Genomic DNA, 26354 nt, shown 5'->3' with positions numbered 1-26354 from the left:
ATTTAGTTAGTTGTGCGGTAAGGCAGGATAACATACAAGCTCCGGCTTTCGTCAAGCGGACGCAGAATAATCGGGCTCATCATCCCGGTAAAAGCAATCACCAGCTGCTCGCTTTCGACAACCTTCAGCACATCCAGCATATATTTCGAGTTAAAGGAGATTTTGAGCGGCTCGCCTTTGAAATCAATCACTTCCAGCTCTTCCCGGACTTTACCGAGTTCTGAGGAGCTGGAGGAAATTTCAACATCACCGTTATCCAGCGTCTGCATGCGGACAATATTCGTTTTTTCTTCACGGGACAGCAAATAAGCACGGTCGATCGATTCGCTTAACTTTTTTGTATCCAAAGTCAGTTCTGTTTTGTAGGTTGTCGGAATAATTCTAGAAGTATCCGGATAAATGCCGTCCAGGATGCGGGAATAGAACAGGACCTTATCAATTTTGAACAGGACCTGGTTATCGGCCACGACAATATCCACCAGCATATTCTGGTCAGGAATGATTTTGCTGAGCTCATTCAATGTTTTACCGGCAATGACCACATTGGAAAATTGGACGCTTTCGGTGCCTTCCAGATGTGCAGCTCTTGTCGCCAGGCGGTGGCGGTCGGTTGCTGTAAATTTAAATTCATTATCGGCCAGATTCCACAGGATACCGGTAAGAATCGGTGTTGTTTCCTGAGTGGAAATGGAAAAAGCGGTCTGCTTGATCATGTTCTTGAGCAGATCACCTGGCAGGGAGATGGTTTCGTTCTCCTCGATGCTAGGCAGAACCGGGAATTCTTCCGGATCAAGACCAACAATTTGAATCTCGGTGGAACCGGAGGAGATAAAGGTCTGGAACCCTTCCTTCACTTCCATGTGGATTTCCTTGGAGGGCAGCTTTTTGATAATTTCGACAAAAAACTTCGCTGGAAGCACTACGCTTCCCGGCTGCTCAACTTTAACGATGGTATGGCTGTCGTTTTCAGCCGGAATAAAGGATTGAATCGATATATCCGTATCGCTTGCAGTCAGTGTAACGCCCTGATGGCTAACCTCAAATTTAATACCGGTGAGGATCGGAATGGTGGTTCTGCTGGAAATAGCCTTGGATACATGACCGATGGATTCGTTGAGCTCATTTTTAAGAATGCTTATTTTCATGATTTCACTCCTAGCTGAAAAGTTGGGGGTTTGAGCTTTGTTTGTGTTCTTTTGCAACAGCTTTTAGAAGATTAATTATTATAGATCTTTAATAGTATTAGTAGTAGGGGCTCCGTTTATGTGGATAAGTCTCCAAAACAGCATAAAATTAAGCCTACCCACATGTGTATAGATTGTGTATAGGCTCTTAGTTCCTCTTAGGAAGGATTTTTAATTTTCTCTGCTAGATTATTTACCACTTTGTACAACTCCTGATCGACCTTTAATGACTGTGTAATCTTCTCATGAGCATGAATGACGGTGGTATGGTCGCGCCCTCCGAAGGCTTCTCCGATCTTAGGCAGCGAGTAATCCGTCAGCTCGCGGGACAGATACATAGCGATTTGCCGCGGAAAAGCGACAGCTTTGGTGCGTTTGCGCGCTTTGAAATCCTCCATGCGCAAATTGTAGTATTCCCCAACCTTTTGCTGAATATCTCCGATGGTAATCATCTTCGGCCGGCTGGACGGGATAATATCCTTCAGCGCTTCAGCTGCCAGGTGGGTCGTCACATCCTGGTTCGTCAAAGACGAGTAGGCGACAACCCGGATCAGCGCGCCTTCCAGCTCACGGATGTTCGTGTCGATCTGGTTGGCGATATACATCATAGCCTCATTGGGTATGTCGAGGTTCTCCGCCTTGGCCTTTTTGCGCAGGATGGCGATCCGCGTCTCCAGATCCGGCGGCTGGATATCGGTAATCAGTCCCCATTCAAACCTGGAACGCAGCCGTTCTTCCAGCGTCGGGATTTCCTTGGGCGGGCGGTCGCTGGAGATGATAATCTGCTTGCGTTCTTCATGCAGGGCATTAAACGTATGGAAAAATTCCTCCTGCGTAGATTCTTTGCCGGCCAGGAATTGAATGTCGTCAATCAGCAGAATATCAACGTTGCGGTATTTGTTGCGGAAACTTTCACCGCGGTTATCACGGATGGAATTGATGAATTCATTCGTGAACTTCTCGGATGAGATGTAAATAACCTTATTGTTGGGATTATGCTCCAGCACATAGTGCCCGATGGCATGCATTAGGTGGGTCTTGCCGAGACCAACCCCGCCATACAGGAACAGGGGATTGTAGGCTTTGGCAGGCGCTTCGGCTACAGCCAGCGAAGCTGCGTGTGCAAAGCGGTTGCCGGAACCGATTACGAACGTGTCGAACGTATATTTCGGATTGAGCAGATGAGTCTGCGCTTCTTCACGCGATACTGCCGGCGAAGGCGTGGCCTGTTGAACTATAGGCTCTGCAGGCTTGTTCTCCTCAATGACAAATTTGACATCTACCTGTTGTCCTGTAACTTCATAAACTGTAGCTCCTACCAGCTTGGTATAACGACTTTCCAGCCATTCAACGGCAAAAGTTGTAGGCGCCGAGATGATCAGGGCTTGCGGACTGAACGAAATGGCCTTCGTCGCCTTGAACCATGTATCGAAGCTCGGTTTGCTTAGTTTAGTTTGAATAATCGATAATATTTGCTGCCATAATTCAGAAGTATGGCTGTCCACAGACTGTCACTCCTTTAAATCTTCCAATGTGGCGTCAGCCATGAAGTGGAAATGTCGAAGAAAATGGGTTCGTGCCGAATCTTATCCCCAATAAGCAATATATAGAGACAAAAAAATATGGATAAACTTGAATTGTTCACAACTTTATCCACAGCTTGTTGATAATATATAGAACAAACAAATCTATTCACATTCAAAAGTAATACCATCATAGCAAAACGTCCCTTGTTTTTCAATGAGCGGAGCCATTTTATCCACAAATTCAATCACTTGTGTATAATTTTTAAGAACAACACTAGATATTGTTGATAATTTGTTTACCGTTCGACAGTTTCTGTCAGCGGTCTATTTTTTTTATACACAGGTTGTACTCAAAATTTGGAGCGTGGATAATTTTTTTAGTCACAGGTGGATAACTGCATAAGCTTGTGGATACTTTTTTTGGCGGCGGGAGCTGTGGATAATCGGATTTCAAAAAGAGGAAGGAAGCTGTAAGACATAGTTGACTTTTGGGACAATGATATGCTTTAATATATAAAGGTGTTTTCTGTGAGGATATGTCTCCAAAATTAATTGATGATACTTGTAGATACTGTCCCTACTCAAAAGGACGGCTTAGACCGTTTCTGCTAATATGACAGTAATTAAGATCCTGTAAGGGAGGTGCAATACATGAGACCGACGTTCAAACCGAATGTGAGCAAACGCAAGAAGGTACATGGTTTCCGCAAAAGAATGAGCACGAAAAACGGCCGTAAAGTGCTGGCAGCCCGCCGCCTGAAAGGCAGAAAAGTTTTGAGTGCGTAAGTTAGGCCACTTAGGGACCACTGCGGTGGTCCTTTTTTACTATTAAAGAATTGATAAGTTTTTGGGGGATATATTAAGGAAGCTGATAAGCTGTCGCGAAATTTTTGCTTCCTTATATAGGGCAGAAACGGATGCCGGTCGCAAACGGGGGATCGCGCCGCTTCTGCCGGATGCGAATGGATATTGATGAGGCTCTGCAAAGGCTGTTCGTTACACTTTGCGGGCCTTTTTTAGATGGTTTGGAATGTAATGGTTTATGTATACGCAAATAGGGGAAGTAACATGCCTGGTCCGGAGGACAGCCGTTTATGACGGCAGCCGGATGACAATACTAAGTAGAAGATCATTTTCCGGAGATTAACTGAGTTATCCGGTATTTGAATAGGAGATTCCCGTGCACAAAAGTCTACGATTACGAAACCGTGCGGACTTCAGCCGCGTATACCGCCATGGGAAGTCATTTGCGAATCATCAATTTGTGGTGTACTGGTTCAGCAAAAGAGAAGTGGAACGGTTCCGGCTTGGTGTGTCGGTCAGCAAGAAGGTCGGAAATGCTGTCGTGCGAAACCGCATGAGACGGCTGGTTAAGGAGATTGTCCGCCATCATGAGCCGGAAATTGCCGGCGGGCTGGATATAGTATTCATCGTTAGAAAGGGAGCGCTGGATAAGGATTACGCGGAGCTCGAAAAAAGCGCACTGCATGTACTCCGCAAAGCCAAGCTGCTCAAGGCTTCACGCAAGTAACAGGCCCGGAACAGGCTTGTTTATTTGTCTTCATAATTATGGTATGATTTACGGTGCAGTGGAATGTTTAAGAGAGGGGTTTTGAGGTGTCTCTATTGAAGACTAAACGGGGAAAAATGTTTCTTCTCCTCGGGTTAATGGTACTGATGATTGCCGTCCTGTCAGGGTGCGCTCCATCATCAACGGTTACGCACACGACGGAGGATTTGAAGAATGGAGGCTTTTGGCAGAGTAACGTAGTTTATTATTTCGCCATCGCCCTAGATACGTTCGCCAAGTGGTTTAATGGACAATATGGACTGGCCGTACTTGTAATGGTGATTATCGTCCGCACGCTGATCCTGCCGCTTACTATGAAACAGGTAAAAAGCTCGCGTGCAATGCAGGCCATTCAACCGGAGCTCCAGAAAATCCAGAAAAAATATAAAGATCAGCCTGAAAAGGTGCAGCAGGAAACGATGCGCCTCTTCCAGGAGAACAAAGTCAATCCGATGGCCGGCTGTCTGCCGCTGATCGTGCAAATGCCGATTTTTATCGCTCTGTACAACTCGATCTACTACAATCCGGACCTGCGTGAGCATTCGTTCCTGTGGCTCCAGCTCGGTGAACCGGACAAGCTGTTTATCCTGCCGCTGTTGGCTGCAGCTACGACGTTCCTCCAGACCCGGATGATGACCAAGATGAATCCGATTCAGCAGCAGGGTCCGATGCAGTTTATGATGATGGTATACCCGGTTCTGATTTTCATCATGTCTTACAATTTCCCGGCAGCACTGCCGCTATACTGGGTTTACAGTAACGTGTACACTATCATTCAGAACTACTTCTTATACCGCAACAACGATAAGACCAAATTGGCTGTCGCAGGTGCCGGTACCAGCAAAGAAGTCAATCTTGTGAAGGGCAAGGATTCAAGCGCTCGCAAGGATGTTACTCCCGCTGCAAAAGGCAATAGCGGCAAAGCGAAGGGAGCCAAAAAGTCAAAATGAGCAAAGTCGTCGCAACAGGGAAAACCATTGAAGAAGCTGTAGAACGTGGCCTGAGCCAGCTTGGAGTTCAAAAGGATCGGGTAACGGTCAGCGTACTTGAACAGCCGTCAAAAGGATTCCTGGGATTGATCGGTGCGAAAGGCGCCAAGGTAGAGCTTACCTTGATTCCTGAGGCCACACCGGCATCAGCGGCGAGTGCTCCGTCACTGCCTCAGCAGTCAACACGAGAGAGCAAACAGGAGGCTGGCGGCGGTGTGCCGCGCCAAGATTCCGGACAACCCGCAGAGGAAGCTTACCAACAGGCAGTTCAATTCATAGTTGATGTCGCTAAGAGCATGGGGCTTACAGTGGAAGTAGAAATCGTTCATACCAAGGAATCGACCATTCTGCAAATTTCCGGTCCGGATCTGGGACTCCTGATTGGCAGAAGAGGACAGACTCTCGATGCTCTGCAGTATTTGGCTAATATTGTGGCCAACCGTTATTCTGACAGCTTCGTCCGTCTGGTGCTTGATGCGGAGAATTTCCGCGAGCGCCGCAAGAAGACTCTGGAGGAGCTGGCAGACCGCCTGGCCGGCCGGGTGGTCCGGACCCGCAAAGAGGTTGTGCTTGAACCGATGTCACCGCAGGAGCGCAAGATCATTCACTCCAGGCTGCAGGATCATCGCCAGGTCAGCACACTCAGTAAGGGTGAAGAACCGAACCGGCGTGTTGTTATAACATTGAAGTAGAGATTAAATATGCTGCAATGACTCCTTGTCCAGTGTAAGGGGTCATTGCTTTTTTTGAAAGATAATCATTTATGTATCTCTTGTTGCAATTGATTCTACTTGAGATATTAAACATTATATTGAGGTGAGAAACAGCATGCTTAGTGACACCATTGCTGCCGTATCGACGGCACTGGGTGAAGGAGGAATTGCGATTGTCCGTGTGAGCGGGCCGGAGGCGATATCGCAGGTTGCCCTTTTATTCCGCGGCGGTACTCCCCTTACAGAGGTTCCTTCGCATACCGTTCATTACGGGCATATCATTAATCCTGTGAACGGGGAGCGGATGGAAGAGGTACTGGTTACAGTAATGAAGGGACCGCGCTCTTTTACTACAGAGGATGTAGTCGAGATCAGTGCCCATGGCGGCGTTATTTCAGTAAGAAGAGTAATGGATCTGCTGCTGCAGCAGGATATCCGTCTGGCTGAGCCCGGTGAATTCACCAAGCGTGCCTTTTTGGGCGGCCGGATCGACCTTTCCCAGGCTGAAGCGGTAATCGACCTGATCCGTTCAAAGTCAGACAGGGCGTTCTCTGTTGCCCTGAAGCAGGTCAGCGGTTCCTTATCAGAGCGTATTAAGACATTGCGCCATACACTGATTGAAACGCTTGCCCATATAGAAGTAAACATTGATTACCCTGAGCATGATGTGGAAGCACTGACTGCAGAATTCATTAAAGAGAAGAGCAGTGAGGTTATGGCAGGTATTGATAAGCTGCTGAAAACTGCCAATGAAGGTAAGATTCTGCGCGAAGGCATCACGACGGCCATTGTCGGCCGCCCTAATGTCGGGAAATCTTCCTTGCTCAATGCGCTTGCCCGTGACAATAAGGCGATTGTAACCGATATACCGGGAACTACGCGTGATGTAATAGAAGAGTATGTTACAATCAACAACATCCCGCTGAAGCTGCTGGATACCGCCGGCATCCGTGAAACGATGGATGTAGTTGAGCGGATCGGAGTGGAACGTTCCAAAGCTGCATTCAGCGATGCCGATCTCATTCTGCTTGTTCTTAATGCAAATGAAGAGCTGCATGAGGACGAACTGGCACTAATGGAACAAATCCACGGTAGACAAGCTTTGGTCATCATGAATAAAATGGACTTACCGCCTCGGCTGGACAAAGCCAAGCTGCTTACCTTTTTTGAGGAGTCCAGCATTGTGCCGATGTCTGTTCTTGAGGAGGAGGGACTGGATAAGCTGGAGGAAGCTATTTCAGAGCTGTTCTTCGGAGGCAAGCTGGAATCAGGTGATCTCACCTATGTAAGTAATGTACGGCATATCGCTCTGCTCAAAAAAGCGCATAAGTCGCTGCAGGATGCTTATGAAGCTGCGGATATGCTGGTGCCAATTGATATGATCCAGATTGATGTGCGGCTGGCCTGGGAACAGCTCGGGGAGATTATCGGGGATACGGCTGCCGATTCACTGCTTGATCAGATTTTCTCGCAATTTTGTCTGGGGAAATAAACCGTTCATATATATTATTACTGCTTATATAAGCAGTCGGGAGGAATAGAAATGAGTTATGAAGGAGGCAGCTATGACGTAGTGGTCATAGGCGCCGGCCATGCCGGCTGCGAGGCTGCTCTGGCTGCAGCCCGGATGGGCTGCAAAACACTGATGATTACCATTAACCTGGATATGGTGGCTTTTATGCCATGTAATCCTTCGATCGGCGGTCCGGCAAAAGGGCATGTCGTCCGTGAAATTGATGCGCTGGGCGGCGAGATGGGCCGCAACATTGATAAGACCTTTATTCAGCTGCGCATGCTCAATACAGGCAAAGGTCCGGCGGTTCATGCACTGCGTGCACAGGCGGATAAATACCTTTATCAGCACGCCATGAAAGAAACGATGGAGAAGACGCCGAATCTGACGCTTCGCCAGGGGATGGTTGAGGAGCTGATTGTGGAGGACGGCAAATGTGCCGGCGTCATTACCAAGACCGGTACAGTATACCGCAGCAAGACCGTTATTTTGACGACTGGAACGTATCTGCGCGGTAAAGTGATTATGGGCGAGCTGACATATGAGAGCGGTCCAAACAATCAGCAGCCTTCTGTACGCCTGTCAGAGAACCTGCGTGAGCTCGGCTTTGAGCTGGTCCGCTTCAAGACAGGTACACCGCCGCGTGTCCATAAGGATACGATTGATTTCTCGAAGACAGAAATTCAGCCCGGAGATGATAAACCGAAATTCTTCTCTTTTGAAACCAAATCTTCTGATAACGAACAGCTGCCATGCTGGCTGACTTATACCCAACCTGTAACGCACCAGATTATTAATGATAACCTGCACCGTGCCCCAATGTTCACCGGTATTATTGAAGGAACAGGTCCTCGTTATTGCCCGTCTATTGAAGACAAGGTAGTGCGCTTTAGCGACAAGTCACAGCACCAGATTTTTCTTGAACCGGAAGGAAAAAACACTTCAGAGTATTACGTGCAGGGACTGTCCACCAGTCTGCCTGAGGATGTACAGTTAGCTGTGCTTCGCTCCATTCCAGGGATGGAAAAGGTTGAAATGATGCGTAACGGTTATGCAATTGAGTATGATGCCATGGTGCCTACACAGCTGTGGCCGTCACTAGAAACCAAACGTCTGCCGGGATTGTTCACTGCGGGACAGATTAATGGTACTTCTGGATACGAGGAAGCAGCGGGGCAGGGGGTTATGGCCGGTATCAATGCAGCCCGTAAAGTGCAGGATAAGGATCCTGTAGTGCTTGACCGTTCCCAGGGTTATATCGGCGTTTTGATTGATGATCTGGTGACAAAAGGCACAAATGAGCCTTACCGCCTGCTTACTTCCCGTGCTGAGTACCGGCTGCTGCTTCGCCATGACAATGCCGATCTGCGTCTTACTCCTATCGGATATGACATCGGACTAATTTCTCAGGAGCGCTATGATGCTTTTGTCCATAAGAAAGAAACGGTTGAACGTGAGATTGTCCGTCTCCGGGAAACGAAGGTTAAGCCTGTCGAAGTCAATGAAGCTTTGGCAGCGTATGAATCTGCTCCAATCGTTGACGGCTCCAACCTGCTTGTGCTGATGCGCCGTCCGGAGGTCGCTTACAGCTTTGTTGACCAGATCTCACCTTCACCTGACGAACTGGATGATGAGATGAAGGAGCAGGTAGAAATTCAGATTAAATATGCCGGCTACATTGAGAAGCAGTTGGCCCATGTTGAGAAGCTGCAAAAGATGGAGAAGAAGAAAATTCCAGATGATATCGACTATAACGAGATTCATGGACTCGCTATGGAAGCGCGGCAGAAGCTGACCAAGATTGCACCAATTTCCATCGGACAGGCCTCGCGGATTGCCGGAGTAACTCCAGCTGATATTTCGATTTTGCTTGTGCACTTAGAGCATTATAACCGGGTGACAGCAGCGAAAGGATAATTTATGGACAGCACAACATCACAGTTTGTTGCTCTATTGCAGGAGAAGGGCATTGAGCTTTCTTCCCGGCAGCTGGAGCAGTTTGCGCTTTATTATCAGGAGCTCGTCTCCTGGAATGAGAAGATGAATCTGACTGGCATTACGGAACGGGATCAGGTTTATACCAAGCATTTTTATGACTCGCTTTCCCTTGCCTTTTATGTTGATCTGACTCAAGTCAATAGTCTGGCGGATATCGGATCAGGTGCAGGCTTTCCCGGTATTCCGCTAAAAATATGCTTTCCGCATATTAAGCTGACAATCGTTGATTCACTGAGCAAAAGAATTTCCTTCCTCCAGCATATCTGTGACACGCTGGAACTTAGCGGAGTGCAGCTGATTCATGGCCGGGCGGAGGATGTCGCCAGACAGTTCGTTCACCGCGATGCTTATGATGTAGTTACTGCACGTGCGGTTGCCCGCTTATCACTACTCAATGAATTTTGCCTTCCGTTTACCCGGAAGGATGGAATTTTCGCGGCAATGAAGGGGAATGACCCGGCTGAGGAATTAAATGAAGCAGGACGCAGTCTCAAGGAATTGCGTGCTGAGCTCAAGAAGGTTGAATCGTTCAGCCTGCCGATAGAAGAATCGGCGCGCCATATCGTTATGATCCGCAAGACAGGTGCTACACCCGCCAAGTATCCCCGTAAAGCAGGAATGCCAGCGAAAGCACCACTCATTTAATTGTTTCACGTGAAACATTTTTATCCAGTTGAATAGCTTGCTTAATAAGGAGTCCTTAGTTGCTAAGGGCTTTTTATTTTGCACACTATGCCGTATCATATTTCAATTGTTATAAAAGGCAGGAAAAATAGGTCTTTATGGAGAATAGGATTATCTGAGGAAAAGTGATAGAATGATATAGTATCCATTTTTAGAGTAGGTTGTACGATGAGCTTTTTTGCCAGGCTAGGTTAAGAGGATCGTAATATAATGAAACTAGGTGGTTATGAACGGAATGAAAGAACAATTCACCAAGCTTTTTGGATTTAGCGAGCGGAGCAGCGGAGAAGAGGTCAAACAAATCCCGGTTCATGAGGTTATCAGCAGTCCTTATCAGCCCCGGACCATTTTTGATGACGAGAAGATAGACGAGCTCTGTCAGACCATCAAAACCCACGGAGTCATTCAACCGATTGTTGTTCGCGTACGTGACTCGCAATATGAGATTATTGCCGGAGAACGGCGTTGGCGTGCGGTTAAGAAGCTAGGTCTGGATACCGTGCCTGCCATTGTCCGTGAGTTCAATGATTCCCAGGCTGCCTCAATCGCTCTAATCGAAAATTTACAGCGTGAGGGTCTGACATCTATTGAGGAAGCAATCGCCTATCAAAAATTGATTGATCTTCATCAGCTGACCCAGGAAAGCCTAGCCCAGCGTTTAGGCAAAAGCCAGTCCACCATCGCTAACAAGATCCGCCTACTGCAGCTGCCGGAAGAAGTGAAGACAGCGCTGATGGAGCGCCAAATCACCGAGCGGCATGCCCGTTCCTTGCTTTCTCTGGATAGTGTTGAGATGCAGCTGAAGGTACTAGCAGAGATCATCTCCAAGGAACTGAATGTTAAGCAGACAGAAGCACGTATTGCCTTCTATAAGGCACTTAGCCAGACTGCCAAAAAATCAAAACGGGTTTCCTACACCAAGGATGTTCGTCTCGCTCTTAATACAATTCGTCAATCCATTGATATGGTAACAGGCTCAGGAATGGAGATTAAGACCTCGGAAAATGATCGCGGCGACCATTATGAGATTGTGATTCAGATCCCTAAACGATAAATTGTTTCAAAAGCTGAAGGCGGCCCTGAGGTGATTGGCCGCCTTTTCTGTGGCTGTATGCGGGTTGTACCGCTTGTATTCCATTACTTGAACTTCTACTTGTATATTTGTCTATTTTCTCGCAAATTTTGATGCCGTTCAAAACGTTATAACTTCACGAACTACAAGATGATTCTTTCTAACAATTCGAGGTGAAATAAGTGTCCAAGATTATTGCCATAGCAAATCAAAAAGGCGGAGTCGGAAAAACGACAACCTCTGTCAACCTGGGTGCCGGTATGGCTACTCTGGGGAAGAGAGTGCTTCTTGTCGATATTGACCCGCAAGGCAACACTACAAGCGGCGTTGGCGTCAACAAAGCGGATGTAGCGAATTGCATTTATGATATTCTCATTAATGAGGTGAATCCGCAGGATACGATCCTGCACACACAAATAGAAGGGCTGCATATCATTCCGGCGACCATCCAGCTGGCTGGCGCGGAAATCGAATTAGTATCAACGATTTCGCGGGAATTGAAGCTCAAAAAAGCGCTGAACTTAGTGAAAAACAATTATGATTACATCATTATTGACTGCCCGCCGTCTCTCGGCATTTTGACTATTAACTCTCTGACCGCGGCTGATTCGGTAATCATTCCAATTCAATGTGAGTATTATGCACTCGAAGGACTAAGCCAGTTGCTTAATACGGTTCGGCTGGTGCAGAAAAACCTTAATCCGCATTTAAGCATTGAAGGCGTTCTGCTGACTATGCTGGATGCACGGACTAACCTGGGGATTCAGGTCATTGAAGAGGTTAAGAAGTACTTCCAGGAGAAGGTATATCGAACCATTATTCCGCGTAATGTCCGTCTGAGTGAAGCACCTTCACATGGACAGTCCATTATTACTTATGATTCCCGCTCCAAGGGGGCGGAAGTGTATTTAGAGTTGGCAAAGGAAGTGATCTCATATGAGTAAGCGTTTAGGGAAAGGTCTAGATGCACTGATTCCATCCTTATCTATTAATGAAGATGATAAGGTTGTAGAGATACCTTTAGGCCAGTTGCGGGCCAATCCTTATCAGCCGCGTAAGGACTTTAATGAAGAAGCAATTCAGGAACTGGCAGAGTCTATCAGACAGCATGGAGTGATTCAGCCGATTATTGTCCGCAGCGTACTCAAGGGATACGAAATTATAGCCGGGGAACGAAGATTTCGTGCTTCCCAGTATTGCGGAAAAACAACCATTCCTGCTGTTGTAAGAAGTTTGAGTGATCAACAGGTAATGGAAATTGCCCTGATTGAGAATCTCCAGCGAGAGAATCTCAATGCAATGGAGATTGCAGTAGCTTACCAGGGGCTGATGGATCAATTCTCACTAACTCAAGAAGAGCTCTCACTTAAGGTGGGGAAATCCAGATCGCATATTGCTAATTTTCTGCGGCTGCTGACTTTGCCGGAGGAAGTGAAGGATTATGTTTCACGTGGAACAATTTCCATGGGACATGCGCGGGCTATTGTCGGGCTTAAAGACCCTGAGATTGTAAAACAGTTGGCTGAGCAGTGTGTAGAGCAGCAGTGGAGCGTAAGACAGCTTGAAGAGGTAGTTAAAAACCTTGACCGTAAGCCGGCTGCAGGAGTTAAAGCGAAAGTTCTAAAACGCGATCCATATATTGATAATGTGGAAGAAGGATTGCGTGAAAGATTTAAAACCACAGTGAAGATCAAACAGGGTAAGGATAAAGGGAAGATCGAAATCAATTACTACAGTGCCCAAGACCTGGAAAGACTGTTGGAACTGCTGGGGAACTGATTTGAATATGCAGACGCGAAAACATATCCTGAGGTATCCCTAACACGGATATGGAGGGATATGTTTTTTACACTTGAAAAGGGAGGTGGAGAATGGAACCGTTGTTGTATTTGGATCATGCGGCAACCTCCTGGCCTAAGCCGCCAGAGGTGGCTGCGGCGATGATGGAGGCCTTGGAACAGTCCGGTGCAAATGCAGGCAGAGGCAACCACTCATTGGCCATAGGGACGGGTAGAGTGCTTGTGAGGGCACGTAGTATGCTTGCTGAACTGTTTGGGATATCAAATGCACAGGATATCGCATTTACTCATAACACGACAATGGGTCTGAATCTGGCCATAAAGGGAACGCTTCAGGCAGGGGATCATGTCATCTCGACGATGACCGAACATAATTCGGTGCGACGTCCGCTGGAGTACCTTCGCCGGACGATCGGTATACAGGTGGACTATCTTTGTGTGAATGAAGAAGGACAGGTTGATCTGGTGGAACTGGAACGGCTGTTTAGGCCAAATACCAGGATGGTAATCTGCAACCATAGTTCTAACCTGCTGGGGAGTATACTCCCTGTTGGTGAGATCGGAGAAATCGTCAGGGCGCATAAGGCTGTTTTTCTGGTTGATGCAGCACAGAGTGCCGGAACGTTGGATATCGATGTGCAGAAGATGAATATTGATATGCTTGCTTTTCCGGGGCATAAAGGCCTGCTTGGTCCGCAAGGGACAGGGGGGGTGTATATTTCCCCAGAGCTTAATCCGGAACCTTTAATGCATGGGGGAACTGGCAGCCAGTCCGAGAGCAGTGAGCAGCCGACGGTCCGCCCTGACCGTTATGAGGCAGGAACCCAGAATGCTGTCGGTATTGCCGGGCTGCTGGCCGGAGTACGTAAAATCAAAGCGCTGGGTACCCACCATATCCATAAGCAGGAATGGCTGCTGACCCAGCAATTAATGGAGGGTTTGTCGGCAATTCCGGGGCTGAGGCTGCTTGGACCTGGAATAGGAGCGCCGCGGAGCGGAATCGTTTCGTTTACTATTGACGGTGAGGAATCAGCAGCCATTGCCCATCGGCTGGACCGCGAGTATAACATTGCTGTAAGGGCGGGTATGCACTGTACTCCGTTAGCCCATAAAGCAGTAGCCACGCTGGAGAGCGGGGCTGTCAGAGCAAGTGTAGGCATCAGTTCAACTGAGCATGATATAAAAAGAATGCTGGATGCCATGGAGGAGCTATACGGCCGGTCCCGCAGCAGCAGATAAATACAAAAGGATGGTCCATACATGTTAGAGCTGAATCAAATGATTAATGAACAAATTTCTCTGGTTATGTTCGCTGCAGTAATGATCATATTAATATTGTTGATTATGCAGATTGTTCAAGGCAGCAGGCTCCGCAGGATGCGGCGTAAGTATGAGGCAATGATGGGCGGTAATGGTATTGAGGATTTGGAAAGTCTGCTGATTGATCTGAAAAATCAAAGTGAGCGTCTGGATGAAGAACAGCGTGAACATAAGACGCTGATTGAAGCGGCCCAGAATAAAATGCACGGCATGAAATCCAAAGTGGCTGTGAAGCGGTACAACGCTTTTGGTGAGCGTGGAAGCGACCTGAGCTTCTCCATAGCCATTATAGATGACGGCAGTAACGGTGTAGTCTTAACAAGTCTGCATAACCGGGAGAATTCTTATATCTATGCCAAACCGCTTGAGAACGGGTCATCGCAATATCCATTGTCCCCGGAAGAGAAGGAAGTTATTGCTCAAGCGCAGCAGCAGATTTAGCATGGAGGTTCCATTGTTTTAAGGCAGAGTAGAGGCTGACGGCAATGATGTCCGATAAGCGCATGACGAGGCTCAGGCGGGTATTCTGAAGCACAAAGTATTCCATGAATCCGCCCACATTGACAATACCGGTTAAATGAATATCTCCGACAGGAGGCAGCTGCTTGTTGACACCGGCACCAGGGCGCAGAGGACCGTCAACGACCTGTATGCAGCCCACGCTGGCTGAATGCCCCAGGCAGGCATCAATGCCGATAATAAAAGGATCATTATGCTTGTTATAAATGAGCGTTAGTGTCTCCTCCAAATTAACGGCGTGCACCGGCTCGTCCAAAGTTCCGTACAGATGGAATAACGGACTGTGGAAGCGGGATAAAGCAGTGCCCACAAGAGGGCCCAGCGAATCACCGGTGGAGCGGTCAGTGCCGACACATACAATAACGATCGGGGTATCCGGGCGGGTACGTGAAAAGTGAAACAGCAGACGGTGAGTTATGGCCGAAAAAATATTTGGATCAGCATGTGATATTTTAAGGCAGGACGGCTCTGGCAGCGGTACAGCTTTAGAAGATAAATTCATATAACCTTCCTTTCTTCAGGCGGAGCTTCTACGAAAATACCAGCAGGATGTTCATTCCACTTCAAAGATTGCTGATAAGCTATGGCGCTATTCCGCAGGAGAGTGTTGATGATCCTAGTATATGGATGAAAAAAGCTTTTTATACTACAGGTGCAAGAGATAGGACCTTAAGACCAGAGGGAGCGATGGAGATGGGGGAAGAGCTGCTGATTGCGTTTGACTCAACCCAGCAGGCACTGCGTGCAGAAATGCTGCTGGAGTATGCGGAAATGGAAATTGATATCTTCCCGACTCCAAAGGAAATTACAGCAGGCTGTGCGATGTCGATTCAATTTTTTCGCGAGGATCTGGCAGGGGTGAGAGAAATCATTGCTGGACAGAACGTGGAAATCCGCGGAATTTTCGGCAGGAATGAAGAGGGAAACGGGTATATAGAGATACATGATTAAAGAGGGAGGGACCTGAATGCAAACCTGGTTGTTGGAATCTGCGGCATCTGGTGCTTTGGATGATGCTGTCCGGTTCAAGGATAAGGTGTGGAACTGGTTAACGGATGCTGATATGTGGGCGAATGTTTTGTTTTCGGGACTCAGAATTCTGGCTATTTTTCTTTTGACCCGGCTGATTATAAAAGTAGTCTACAAAGTCATTGACCGTTCAATGGAAAAAGAGGTAACAGGAAGCAGACTGCTGGCGAACAGCCGGCGCTTTTCTACTGTGGGCGGGCTTCTGAAAAATGTGGTCACGGTCATCTGTAATTTTATCATGATTATGCTGATTCTTTCCGAATTCAACTTTGATCTGGGCCCGCTGCTGGCCGGTGCAGGTGTAGTCGGTCTGGCTATCGGGTTTGGAGCGCAAAGTTTGGTCAAGGATGTAATTACCGGCTTCTTTATCATTTTTGAAGATCAGTTTGCAGTAGGCGATGTGATCCAGACTGGTACTTATAAAGGAACCGTAGAGATGATTGGACTCAGAACGACCCGGCTGCTCAGCTTTACAGGTGAGGTTCATATTGTTCCTAACGGCTCAATTGTCAATGTAACCAACTATTCCTTGGCTAATGCGATGGCTGTGGTGGATGTGCCGGTGAAGATCGAGCGGGGGCTGGAAAATACGCTTGCCCTGATAGGTGAAGCACTGCAGGGAATTGAGGAGCGTAGCGACAACATTATCGCTTACCCGAATATTCTCGGTATTCAGTCCATGAGCACATCGGAGTTTGTGATTCGTGTAGCCGCCAACTGCCAGCCTAATGCCCGGGAAGCTGCGCAGCGGCAGATTCAGAGCGATATCAAACAGGCTCTGGAGAAGCAGACAGCCCAGGAAGAGGCTGAGGCAGCGCGTAAAGCCCTGGAGCAGGAAGAGCAGGCATCAAGAACGGCAATAGAGGCTGAGCTTGTAAAAACAGCCAGGGAAGCCAGTGAGACGGCAGGAGCGATCCCGAGAAGGCAGATTGCAGCTGCCCAAGAGGGAGAAGAGGGGGATAACTGATGGAACGGAAGGTCTTTGAACTCGGGGATATTGTGCTGATGAAAAAACCCCATCCCTGCGGAACGAACGAAATGGAGATCATCCGGATGGGGATGGATATCCGCATAAAATGCACCGGCTGCCAGCACAGCGTACTGATTCCCCGTGCCAAGTTCGAGAAAAATCTCAAAAAAGTACTCCGCTCAAAGAGTGCTTCAACAGAATCGGACGGGCACAATATTTAAGCTTGCAAAAGCAAATACGCCATGATACAATAGGTCTTGCTGCGGAGAGGTACCCAAGAGGCCCAAGGGGGCTGACTCGAAATCAGTTAGGCGTGTCAAAGCGTGCGTGGGTTCGAATCCCACCCTCTCCGCCACCACAGCTTTCTAATAATATTACTAATCAGACCTTCGCTGCTGCGGAGGTTTTTTTGTGTACAATTACTGCGTTCAGGGAGGCGGGCGGAGGTACCGTTAAATGCACGCAAAAAGGGAGATCCTTGCGGATCTCCCTCCAGAGGCAGTACATCAATGATGTTCGGATTATTTCTGTCTAAAGCCGCTAAAGTGCTGGGTATTGCAAAAGCTGATGCCTTTTTTAAAAGATAAGAAAGTATAAGTTGCCTCATACTTTATCCTTACCTTTCCCGCAGAAACGGATACCGTCTTTGAGGACGGCAAAGCCATTTCTACTTGAGGGCCAGCTTCACGGTTCCCGGGTTACAGTAGTTGCTGAATCAGAATCCCAGTGATTGTGTTCGTCATTGACGTACAACGGAACCACACCTCTCTTTTGTACTGCCTGAGATTATTATGTGCGTCTGAATGGTTTTTATACATGGGCCGAAAATTAATGGACACGCGCCTTTTCGACCTTTTTCCATTTACGGTCCTTGTTGGTTGTCTCGGGAAAAATATCGCCTTTCTCCATTGTAATCCGCTTTGGATTCTGGATTTGAGTATGGAAGCTGCGCGCTTCGCCTACCTCTGTGTAAACACCCGGGTTCGGTGCCCGGTCCCCTTTTTCATATTCTGTCTGCTCGCCCATTATAAATCCTCCTTCTCAAGAGTGATAATTACAGATCTATTGTGTGCAGCTTCAGAAGGCTTCATGTAGTTAAAAAGTCCTGCGGGATCTGTTGTATGATATTACTTGCAATCGGCAGATCAATTTGGTAAACTGATTTGGTGCGAGTCTATGTTTGTGCTCGCTCCTTGCTCCTGACGTGATCAGGGGCCGAAGACCATAAGGAGGTGAAATTTATGCGCAAATACGAAGTGATGTACATTATTCGTCCTGATATTGAACAAGAAGCCGTTCAAGCAGCAGTCGAAAAATTCCAAGGCATCATCTCCAACGGCGGGGAAATTACAAAGCACGATGTGCAGGGTAAACGCCGTCTTGCGTATGAGATCAAGAAATTCCGTGATGGCGTTTATGTATTGGTTAACTTCACTGCAGAACCTGCAGTAGTTACTGAGCTTGAGCGTATCATGAAGATTTCCGACGAAGTTATTCGTTATCTCATTACGAACGACGTTGCCTAAGATCCAGACAAGCTTTGTAACAAATCGCGCTATAAGGAGGGGATTGAATTGTTGAACCGTATCATTCTGATCGGTCGGTTGACCCGTGACCCGGAACTTCGTTATACTCCCGCTGGTGTTGCCGTAACACAGTTTACGCTTGCCGTAGACCGTAACTTTACGGGCCAGAACGGTGAACGCGAAGCGGACTTCATCCCGGTAGTAACCTGGAGACAGCTGGCTGAGACCTGTGCCAATTATTTGCGCAAAGGACGTCTGGCAGCCGTAGAAGGACGCATCCAAGTACGGAACTATGAGAATAACGAAGGCAAACGTGTATACGTAACTGAAGTTATTGCTGATAATGTCCGTTTCCTGGAATCCTCGCAGAACCGTGAAGGCGGAAATGCACCGAGTGGCGGAAGTATGCCTGAAGAGCCTGCCTATGGCGGCGGTAACGGCGGTAACAGTGCACGCGGAAATAACAATAATTTCTCGCGCAGCAACAATAATCAAGATCCTTTTTCGGGCGATGGAAAACCGATCGATATATCGGATGATGATTTGCCATTTTAATAAGGAAGGACTGAAAAGAACATGGCTTTCAAACAAAGAGAAGGCGGAGACAACGACAAAAGACCGGCACGTCGTGGTGGACGCAACAAGCGCAAAAAAGTGTGCTACTTCACTGTGAACAAAATTACTCACATTGACTATAAAGACACTGAGCTTCTCAAGAAGTTCATCAGCGAACGCGGAAAGATTCTGCCGCGTCGTGTAACTGGTACAAGTGCAAAATACCAACGCGCTCTGACCATTGCTGTAAAACGCTCGCGTCAAATCGCGCTGCTGCCTTACACAACGGAATAGGACGTTTTATGAAGCAGCCGGCTAAGCCGGCTGCTTTTTTGATTGATAAGGATTTATGTTTTGAGAGCCTCTCAATGTACCTGTGCGGGGTTGTTTGGTGTGTTCAGCATTCAATAGCCAGGATTCATAAAGCCTTGGTAGCTATCACCGCAATTGTATATAATAATAAGCAATGACGGCGGCACACAGCAGCTGTCCAATTAAAAATCCTGGAGGCATAACCATGATCAGTGCAAGCCCTTATATAATAATTGAAAATGTGCGGGAATCGGTCGATTACTACCAGAGCGTATTTGGCGGCGAAATTAAGGTGCTGAACGAGCATAACGGCAAGCTGCTGCATGCGGAGCTGCACCTGGGCTCCAGCCTGATCCATTTCTCGGATGATTACGGCCGCGGTGCCAAGACAGCCAATGTCAGCATCATTATGGCACTGGAGAGCGAAGAAGAGCTGCGTGCCATCTACGGCAGGCTGGTTGAAGACGGCGGTAAAGTTCAGGTAGAGCTGCAGAAGACCTTTTTCGGGGCGCTTCATGGACAAGTATCAGATGTTAAAAACGGTATTACCTGGGTGTTTAATTATTTCGCCGGCAATTGACGTGATCGGCGGAATGTAGTAAATTACAGGTATCCTATAACAAAAGGGGAAATTTTGATGTCGGTGAGCGTTCTTAACTAAGCAATTTCATATCACCTGAAGATAGGCATTAGCAGGTTCAGTTTTAGCTGAGGGCTTGCTCTGTTTAAGTATGTGCGATAGCATGCTTATTACCTGTGTTCATGGTGGATGATTAGTTAAGAACACGCGAAGCGTCAACATTGGCCTCTTTTTCGGCTATTGTTCTCTTTGTGATAAACCGTGCTCTTGAGCACGGTTTTTTCTGTTTTCCAAAGGGGCAATACCATCTAGGTGAGGGCAAGGACTGCATTGTGCAGTCTTTGCCCTTTTTTGCGTTATCAGGAGCTGTTTATACTACAGGCAGGAAAAAAGGAGGATTATCAGTGAATACAGAAAGTCTGTGCACACTCGGATATGAGGAAATCAAAGGTGAGGTCACGCGGTACGCGGTTTCCTATGAAGGGAAAAGGCTGGCAGGGGAGCTCGCTCCGATGGTTTATCTTCCGGCAATACAGCGGGCGCTTGAAGAAACGGAGGAGGCTAAGGAGCTGCTGGAGCGCGGGGCAAGCGTGCCGTTGCCGTCCCTTGAGGGCATGGAATGGATAATCTCGCTGATGGGGACGGGATATTTATACAATGAGCAGGACTTCACAGCCATTGCAACCTTTCTGAACAGCTGCAGCCAGCTTCGTAAATACATGGCCTCCAAGGAGCAGAGCGCACCGCGGATTGCGGCCTATGGGGCTTCGCTGCAGGAGCTGCGGCAGCTAAGGGATGAAATCGAACGCTGTATCCGGTTTGGTGTCATTGAGAGCCAGGCCAGCAAAGGGCTGGAGCGGGTGCGGAAACGGCTGACAGTGGCTAAGGAGCGGCTGCAGCGCAAGCTGGAGAGCATTATGTCCCGGCATCAGTCGATCCTGCAGGAGAGTCTGGTCAGTATGCGGGGCGGCAGATACGTTATACCCGTGAAGAGGGAGTACCATAAGCAGGTAAAGGGGGCTGTGCTCGATCAGTCGACGAGCGGGCAGACTGTATTCGTAGAGCCTTACGAGGTTGCTGCCCTCCAGGGCGAGTTAGAGCTCCTCACAGCTGAGGAGGCGAGAGAGGAGGGCATTATCCTGAGCATGCTGAGCGGCCTTGTGGAGCGTGAGCAGGAGGCGCTGCGCATTAATATCGAGGTGACAGGCACCTACGATTTCATCTTTGCCAAAGCTAAATATGCCCGGAGTATTGGGGCGCGGAATGTGAAGCTGAATGAGCGGGGATGGTTCCGGATGAATGGCGGAAGGCACCCCGAGCTGAAGGATATGGTGCCGGTCAGCCTGGAATTCGGTCACGGCTATAAGTCGCTGATCGTCACAGGCCCTAATACCGGCGGAAAAACCGTTGTACTCAAAACACTCGGGCTGCTGGCAGCCATGGCGCAATCCGGACTGCTTGTTCCTGTGGAGGAGCATAGTGACTTTGCTGTATTCCGGGACATTATCAGCGTGATCGGAGACGGCCAGAGCCTGACCCAGTCGCTCAGCACCTTCTCGGCCCAGATGAAGAGCATTGAGGGCATGCTGCGCGCTGCAGGCAGGGACGTACTGCTGCTGATCGATGAGCTGGCTGCCGGAACGGACCCGGGTGAGGGCTTTGCCCTTTCCATTGCTATACTTGAAGAGCTAAACCGCAAGGGAGCCAATATTATCGTTACAACACATTTTAATGAATTAAAAGCGTTCGCCGCTTCTACTCCGGGCTTTGAGAATGCACGGATGGAGTTCGACAAACATACGCTGCAGCCGCTGTATAAGCTGACCATCGGTGAGGCAGGCGAAAGCTATGCCCTGCAGATTGCCGAGAAGCTCGGCATTCCGGCTGAGGTGATCCGGCGGTCGCATGAGCTTGCAGAGCAGCAGCGGACACCTGGAGGCCGTATCAGCGGTGCTGGCAGAAAAGCAGCTATAAAGCCTAATCCCGGTTATAAAACGCCTGGAAGCACTGAAGGTGGATTTCAGGAGGAGAAAGAGGATAGCAGTCACCTGAAGAACGGTAAAACGGCCGACTCCGGCTTTGAAATCGGTGATGCAGTATATATCACTTCCCTTGACCGGACGGGAATTGTCTATGCAAGACAGGACAGCATGGGCATTGTCGGGGTAATGGTCCAGAAGGAAAAAATGCGCATAAACCATAAACGTCTGAAGCCATACCTGTCAAAAGATAAGCTGTACCCGGAGGACTATGACTTTGATATCCTTTTCGAGAGTAAGGAAAACCGGAAAAAGCGCAAGCTGATGCGGAAAAGGCATGTTGAGGGACTTAGCGTTATCCATACGGAGGAAGAGACATAAACCGGTTACAAGACACGTTTAGGCCTGCCCGAAAAGGCAGGCTTTTTAAGCTGCAAATATAGCTTCCAAACATAGAGTCTCCAATTATTGACTTCCCATTCCGGGCAATATTCGTTATTCTCTAAGTTGTAGCTGATAAAATTGATAAATATAAAATTTACGCAGTACATGATATATATAACTTTATATGGAATGTAATTGGAGTTTAACGGGATATGATTTAAAATAATAATCGTTAGAAAACGCTTACATTATTAGGCTGTACCTTAGAAAGGAAGAACTACATGCATAAATCCAAGATCGGCACTTTGCTGCTGCTCATTACCTGCATATTGACAGCATGCAATGGCGCGGGGACAAACAGTAATTCCTACGCGGTACGTTACAGTAAAGCTGAAGAGAAAGCTGTGCCGGGCGGTACAATTACTTATGCTTATACCTCCCCGTTTCAGGGAATGTTTGATCCTGCCTTTTTTGAAGGTGAGGATGATTCCAATGTGCTGGATTTCATTACGGAAGGCATGTTCACGGTAAGAGATGACCTGACAACCGTTCCCAATATCGCATCCTGGAAGGAATCGGAGGATCATACCGTGTTTACCTTCAAAATCAGGCCTGGGGTCCGCTGGCATAACGGTGATGAGCTGACGGTTGAGGACTGGAAATTCGCACTGGAGACCATCGCCAGTCCTGATTATACGGGTCCCAGATACTATAGTGTAGAGATGATTAAAGGGGCAGAAGCCTATCACCGGGGGGAAACGGACGAACTGGCGGGAGTCAAGGTCATCGACCCGTATACGCTGAAGATTACAGTAAATTCTGCCCGGGTGAATACGATCGATAATCTGTGGCCGTATCCGATGAACAAAAAATATTTTGAGGGAGTCGCAGTGAAGGATATGGCGGACAGCGACCAGGTGCGCAAGAGGCCGATCGGTATCGGACCCTTTGAGGTGACGGAGATTCAGCCCGGCCAGCTTGTCCGGATGAAGAGATTTGATAACTATTATAAGGGTAAGGCGCTGCTGGACGGAGTTGACTATAAAGTCGTCGGGGACGAAGAATTAACCGGACTGCTGGAAGATGGCAGCATTGATATCGGTACTGTACCAAGGGATACGTATTCTGCACTTCAACAGCTTGACAACATAACGCTAATGCAATCGGCAGAACTGTCATACGAATACATAGGCTTCAAATTCGGACACTGGGACGAGTCAGCCCGGCAGAATGTGATGGACAACCCTAAGTTTGCTGATAAGCGCCTGCGGCAGGCCATGTATTATGCGCTGGACCGGGAGGGAATCATTGACCGCTTCTCTTACGGTCTGGGTGAATTGATTGAAACGCCGATCCCAAGCACCAGCTGGGCCAAAATACCGGACTCTGAAATTAACACGTATCCCTATGACCCGCAGAAGGCGGAGACACTGCTGCAGGAAGCGGGGTATACCGATATAGACAACGACGGCTGGCGTGAAGATCCGCAGGGACAAAAGCTTATTATCCGCTATGATGCGATGAGCGGGAACGCAACAGCGCAAGAGCGCACGCAGGCGATTATGCAGAACTGGCGCGACATTGGCCTTAATGTGCAGCTTAATGGGGGCAAACTCAAGGATTTGAACACCTTTTATGAAGCTGTTGAGAACGATGATCCGACGGTGGAGGTGTTTAATGGGGTATGGGGACTCGCCAGTGATCCTGATCCATCCGGGCTGTGGCGCGCCTCTGATCTGTGGAATTATTCCCGCTGGTCATCTGAGCGAAGCGAAGAGCTGATCCTTGAAGGCGTGCAGGCCAAGGCTTATGACAGGGATTACCGCAAGCAGGTCTACCATGAATGGCAGCAGCTTATCAATGAAGAGGTGCCGATGATCTTTTTCGCGGAACGGATGAACATTACCGCCGTAAGCAAACGCCTGCAGGGCGTGCGGGTCAACTCCATCAGCAATATCAATGAGCCCGATAAATGGTGGATTAAATAGTGGATTACTGAATATTAAGCAGAACCTGAAGGATCAGCGGCAGAAGGGCTGCGGACCGGAAGATTCTGCTTTTTTGGTGAAAATAAAATCAAAAGCGGATTTAGCACGTCATATACTTTAGGAACGACCGGCTGCTGCAGTATTGAAATTGTCGTTTTTTGTTATTTCTTTTTACAGGCCAAGTGATTACAATAGAAATATTGTTTGTGTCAAAGCCGTTTTCCAGGTTTATTCTACAAATAGAACGACCCTAATTCCTGAAAGGGGGAACACTAAGACCGAATAGGGCAAAGAAACAGCAGCCGAGAGAAGTCCGGACATGAGCGCCTGCCAGGATGTGGGCAGCCATTGTAAATAGATTACAAGCAATGATTTTATTCCACGATAAAGAAGGAATTCATTTTATGAATAAGAATAAGCTGAAGAAAAGGTATATAGCCCTTATAGCTCTGGCCGTCATTATTGCAGGAGGATTTCTGTTCCAGAAGCAGCTTGCAGTGCTTGCCTTTGACCTGTTCCTTTCTGACCGGGTAGAGGCGAAGCTGAAAGAGGAATCCTATGTGCCGCTGGTTAAGGATAGTACGACTACAGTTAAACCGGAGCCCGTTGTATTCAAAAGCGACCCGTTCTCACTGATGCTGCTAGGAACAGACCAGCGCGGCAATGAAACCGCACGTTCCGATACGATGATCTACGCCGTTGTCCGGCCGGAGGATTACAAGCTCCTGCTGATCTCCATTCCCCGTGATACGTACACGGAAATTATCGGACACAGGGACAACAAAAAAGACAAAATCACCCATGCCTATGCATTCGGCGGCCAGCAGATGGCCAAAGATACACTGGAGGCACTGCTCGGACATGATATCCAGTATTATGCCACCATTAACTTCCAGGGCCTGAAGGATGCAGTGGATGCCATTGGCGGCGTTCCGCTGCCCATCAAGAAGGATATTGTCAACAAAGGCGCCGATCATGAGAAATTCACTATTGAAGGCGGCAAATCCAATTATAACGGTGAAGAGGCACTCAACTATACCCGTTACCGGGAGGACAGTGATTTTAACCGGACCAAGCGCCAGCAGGTCTTTATTGATGTGGTTGCGAATAAAATGTTATCGATCAGCCAAATCGGCAAAATCCCTGAGCTGCTTGATATTATGGGCGAGAATTTCAAGACAGACATGGAGCCTTCGCTGATTATCAGCCTGGCCAAAAAGTTCATGGGCGGCAAGGACATGGATATCTCCAGCTTTACCGTTATGGGCGAAGGCAAAAAAATTGACGGAGTGTATTACGATATTGTTGATGAAGAGGATTTGAGTGAGGCGCAGGCCATGATCGATAACTGGATGAATGCCAGCACACCGGTCAGTCAGCTGATTGAGCCCGGCAAAGCGGCGAATGCACTGGAGCCGAAGGCTACAGCAACAGCAGAATAACCGCACGTAAATACCATAGGAGTATAAATGCAGCAGCCATGTGTAATGTTAGTGGCTGCTGCTTACTGTCTTCGTGGTATAATGAAATGGAACGACTCGCCGGGTGAAACGTATGATTACGGGTGCCCTTAGAAGCAGGGTTAATTCCTTCGGAATTCTTTGAGGAGGATCAGAGATGAATATTGCGTTTTTTTTACTTCCCAAACAGGAGGTGGCCTGCGTTACACTGGATTCGACGCTGCGCCAGACCCTGGAAAGGATGGAATTTCACCGCTATACTGCTGTACCGATTCTTAACAGGAACGGAGAATACGCCGGAACGGTAACAGAAGGCGATCTGCTGTGGTACATGAAGGATTCAGGCGGAACGGTTACTTTTGAGAATGCTTCCAAATTTCTGCTTAAGGATGTACCGCTGCGGATGAATAATCTGCCGGTATCCATTGATGCTGATATGGAGGATCTGATTAATCTGGCCAAGGTGCAGAATTTCGTGCCGGTGGTCGATGATATGAACCGTTTCATCGGTATTGTCCGCCGGAGCCAGATTATTGAATACTGTGAGAAGGTCGTTTCGCGTCAATCGCAAGCCCAGGCGCAGGAATCATTATAATGATTAACTGATTGCAGAAGCAGATGGAGCACTGATAAGGCCTGTATTTCCGGCATATAACGGAATGCGGGCCTTTTTTGAAGGGCCCT

27 protein-coding genes and 1 tRNA gene are annotated in these 26354 nt (G+C 48.0%); 24 read left to right on the top strand and 4 right to left on the bottom strand.

Annotation, left to right across the window (positions count from 1 at the left end; translation table 11 throughout):
• Nucleotides 1-2 precede the first annotated feature (2 nt).
• The gene (dnaN, locus tag M2108_RS06580) at nt 3-1145 is read right to left on the bottom strand and encodes a DNA polymerase III subunit beta (RefSeq protein ID WP_277467819.1); all 1143 of its coding nucleotides are present in this window, start codon (nt 1143-1145) and stop codon (nt 3-5) included.
• Between the two features lie 197 nt (nt 1146-1342).
• Nucleotides 1343-2689 (bottom strand): chromosomal replication initiator protein DnaA, encoded by a 1347-nt coding sequence (gene dnaA, locus M2108_RS06575; protein WP_277467820.1) that lies wholly within the window; start codon nt 2687-2689, stop codon nt 1343-1345.
• 672 nt (nt 2690-3361) lie between these two features.
• Here dnaA and rpmH point away from each other — a divergent pair.
• The 12 genes from rpmH to M2108_RS06515 all read left to right on the top strand — a co-directional run bounded on the left by rpmH (nt 3362) and on the right by M2108_RS06515 (nt 14809).
• Nucleotides 3362-3496, top strand: coding sequence for a 50S ribosomal protein L34 (gene rpmH, locus M2108_RS06570; protein ID WP_019914530.1), 135 nt, complete (start codon nt 3362-3364; stop codon nt 3494-3496).
• 394 nt (nt 3497-3890) lie between these two features.
• On the top strand, nt 3891-4241 hold the full coding sequence (rnpA, locus tag M2108_RS06565; protein ID WP_068729579.1) for a ribonuclease P protein component: 351 nt from the start codon (nt 3891-3893) through the stop codon (nt 4239-4241).
• Nucleotides 4242-4327: 86 nt separating this feature from the next.
• Nucleotides 4328-5230, top strand: coding sequence for a YidC/Oxa1 family membrane protein insertase (locus M2108_RS06560; protein WP_277467823.1), 903 nt, complete (start codon nt 4328-4330; stop codon nt 5228-5230).
• Nucleotides 5227-5961 (top strand): RNA-binding cell elongation regulator Jag/EloR, encoded by a 735-nt coding sequence (gene jag, locus M2108_RS06555; protein WP_277467824.1) that lies wholly within the window; start codon nt 5227-5229, stop codon nt 5959-5961. The genes M2108_RS06560 and jag overlap by 4 nt, the downstream gene beginning before the upstream one ends.
• Nucleotides 5962-6097: 136 nt before the next feature.
• Entirely contained in the window at nt 6098-7474 is a 1377-nt protein-coding gene (mnmE, locus tag M2108_RS06550) for a tRNA uridine-5-carboxymethylaminomethyl(34) synthesis GTPase MnmE (RefSeq protein WP_277468301.1), read from the top strand.
• Between the two features lie 51 nt (nt 7475-7525).
• A complete protein-coding gene (mnmG, locus tag M2108_RS06545) occupies nt 7526-9412 on the top strand; it encodes a tRNA uridine-5-carboxymethylaminomethyl(34) synthesis enzyme MnmG (RefSeq protein WP_277467825.1) in 1887 nt (628 codons plus the stop codon).
• A 3-nt stretch (nt 9413-9415) separates the two neighbouring features.
• Nucleotides 9416-10138, top strand: a complete 723-nt coding sequence (rsmG, locus tag M2108_RS06540) for a 16S rRNA (guanine(527)-N(7))-methyltransferase RsmG (protein WP_277467826.1) — start codon at nt 9416-9418, stop codon at nt 10136-10138.
• A gap of 274 nt (nt 10139-10412) precedes the next feature.
• Nucleotides 10413-11231, top strand: a complete 819-nt coding sequence (gene noc, locus M2108_RS06535; protein WP_068729608.1) for a nucleoid occlusion protein — start codon at nt 10413-10415, stop codon at nt 11229-11231.
• A gap of 200 nt (nt 11232-11431) precedes the next feature.
• The gene (locus tag M2108_RS06530) at nt 11432-12193 is read left to right on the top strand and encodes a ParA family protein (RefSeq protein WP_277467827.1); all 762 of its coding nucleotides are present in this window, start codon (nt 11432-11434) and stop codon (nt 12191-12193) included.
• A complete protein-coding gene (locus tag M2108_RS06525; RefSeq protein WP_277467828.1) occupies nt 12186-13028 on the top strand; it encodes a ParB/RepB/Spo0J family partition protein in 843 nt (280 codons plus the stop codon). The genes M2108_RS06530 and M2108_RS06525 overlap by 8 nt, the downstream gene beginning before the upstream one ends.
• Before the next feature lie 92 nt (nt 13029-13120).
• Complete coding sequence (locus M2108_RS06520) at nt 13121-14287, top strand: aminotransferase class V-fold PLP-dependent enzyme (protein ID WP_277467829.1); 1167 nt, start codon at nt 13121-13123, stop codon at nt 14285-14287.
• A gap of 21 nt (nt 14288-14308) precedes the next feature.
• On the top strand, nt 14309-14809 hold the full coding sequence (locus tag M2108_RS06515) for a DUF4446 family protein (protein ID WP_277467831.1): 501 nt from the start codon (nt 14309-14311) through the stop codon (nt 14807-14809).
• Here the strand turns inward: M2108_RS06515 and yyaC are convergent.
• Nucleotides 14781-15389: a spore protease YyaC gene (gene yyaC, locus M2108_RS06510; RefSeq protein WP_277467832.1), complete on the bottom strand. Its 609-nt coding sequence runs from the start codon at nt 15387-15389 to the stop codon at nt 14781-14783. The two genes, M2108_RS06515 and yyaC, sit on opposite strands and share 29 nt — an antisense overlap.
• 191 nt (nt 15390-15580) lie before the next feature.
• Here yyaC and M2108_RS06505 point away from each other — a divergent pair, with 191 nt between their 5' ends.
• From M2108_RS06505 to M2108_RS06490, 4 genes are all read left to right on the top strand, one after another.
• Nucleotides 15581-15838, top strand: coding sequence for a putative Se/S carrier protein (locus tag M2108_RS06505; RefSeq protein WP_277468302.1), 258 nt, complete (start codon nt 15581-15583; stop codon nt 15836-15838).
• Nucleotides 15839-15854: 16 nt separating this feature from the next.
• Nucleotides 15855-16883 (top strand): mechanosensitive ion channel family protein, encoded by a 1029-nt coding sequence (locus tag M2108_RS06500; RefSeq protein ID WP_277467833.1) that lies wholly within the window; start codon nt 15855-15857, stop codon nt 16881-16883.
• Nucleotides 16883-17107 carry a DUF951 domain-containing protein gene (locus tag M2108_RS06495; RefSeq protein ID WP_277467834.1) on the top strand — a complete coding sequence of 75 codons (225 nt, stop codon included), beginning with the start codon at nt 16883-16885 and terminating at the stop codon, nt 17105-17107. Before M2108_RS06500 ends, M2108_RS06495 begins: the two co-directional genes overlap by 1 nt.
• A 43-nt stretch (nt 17108-17150) precedes the next feature.
• Nucleotides 17151-17241, top strand: a tRNA-Ser gene (locus tag M2108_RS06490).
• A 473-nt stretch (nt 17242-17714) separates the two neighbouring features.
• Here M2108_RS06490 and M2108_RS06485 read toward each other — a convergent pair.
• Nucleotides 17715-17912: a YjzC family protein gene (locus tag M2108_RS06485; RefSeq protein ID WP_039878033.1), complete on the bottom strand. Its 198-nt coding sequence runs from the start codon at nt 17910-17912 to the stop codon at nt 17715-17717.
• Nucleotides 17913-18127: 215 nt separating this feature from the next.
• Between M2108_RS06485 and rpsF the strand changes: the two genes are divergently transcribed.
• The 8 genes from rpsF (at nt 18128) to M2108_RS06445 (ending at nt 26265) form a co-directional block, all read left to right on the top strand.
• Entirely contained in the window at nt 18128-18412 is a 285-nt protein-coding gene (gene rpsF / locus M2108_RS06480; RefSeq protein ID WP_025706808.1) for a 30S ribosomal protein S6, read from the top strand.
• A 48-nt stretch (nt 18413-18460) separates the two neighbouring features.
• Nucleotides 18461-18967 carry a single-stranded DNA-binding protein gene (ssb, locus tag M2108_RS06475; RefSeq protein ID WP_039878032.1) on the top strand — a complete coding sequence of 169 codons (507 nt, stop codon included), beginning with the start codon at nt 18461-18463 and terminating at the stop codon, nt 18965-18967.
• Between the two features lie 21 nt (nt 18968-18988).
• On the top strand, nt 18989-19261 hold the full coding sequence (rpsR, locus tag M2108_RS06470; protein ID WP_019914552.1) for a 30S ribosomal protein S18: 273 nt from the start codon (nt 18989-18991) through the stop codon (nt 19259-19261).
• 223 nt (nt 19262-19484) lie between these two features.
• A complete protein-coding gene (locus M2108_RS06465; RefSeq protein WP_277467837.1) occupies nt 19485-19859 on the top strand; it encodes a VOC family protein in 375 nt (124 codons plus the stop codon).
• Between the two features lie 404 nt (nt 19860-20263).
• On the top strand, nt 20264-22219 hold the full coding sequence (locus M2108_RS06460) for an endonuclease MutS2 (protein WP_277467838.1): 1956 nt from the start codon (nt 20264-20266) through the stop codon (nt 22217-22219).
• Between the two features lie 284 nt (nt 22220-22503).
• Nucleotides 22504-24210 (top strand): oligopeptide ABC transporter substrate-binding protein, encoded by a 1707-nt coding sequence (gene opp4A / locus M2108_RS06455; protein WP_277467839.1) that lies wholly within the window; start codon nt 22504-22506, stop codon nt 24208-24210.
• A 404-nt stretch (nt 24211-24614) separates the two neighbouring features.
• Nucleotides 24615-25652 carry an LCP family protein gene (locus tag M2108_RS06450; RefSeq protein WP_277467840.1) on the top strand — a complete coding sequence of 346 codons (1038 nt, stop codon included), beginning with the start codon at nt 24615-24617 and terminating at the stop codon, nt 25650-25652.
• Nucleotides 25653-25827: 175 nt separating this feature from the next.
• The gene (locus tag M2108_RS06445) at nt 25828-26265 is read left to right on the top strand and encodes a CBS domain-containing protein (RefSeq protein WP_068729544.1); all 438 of its coding nucleotides are present in this window, start codon (nt 25828-25830) and stop codon (nt 26263-26265) included.
• Nucleotides 26266-26354 lie beyond the last annotated feature (89 nt).

This window comes from Paenibacillus sp. PastM-3 (genome assembly GCF_029893965.1).
Taxonomy (GTDB): Bacteria; Bacillota; Bacilli; order Paenibacillales; family Paenibacillaceae; genus Paenibacillus_AQ.
Note: the sequence above shows the minus strand (reverse complement) of the source record. Positions and strands in the feature narration are given on the sequence as shown.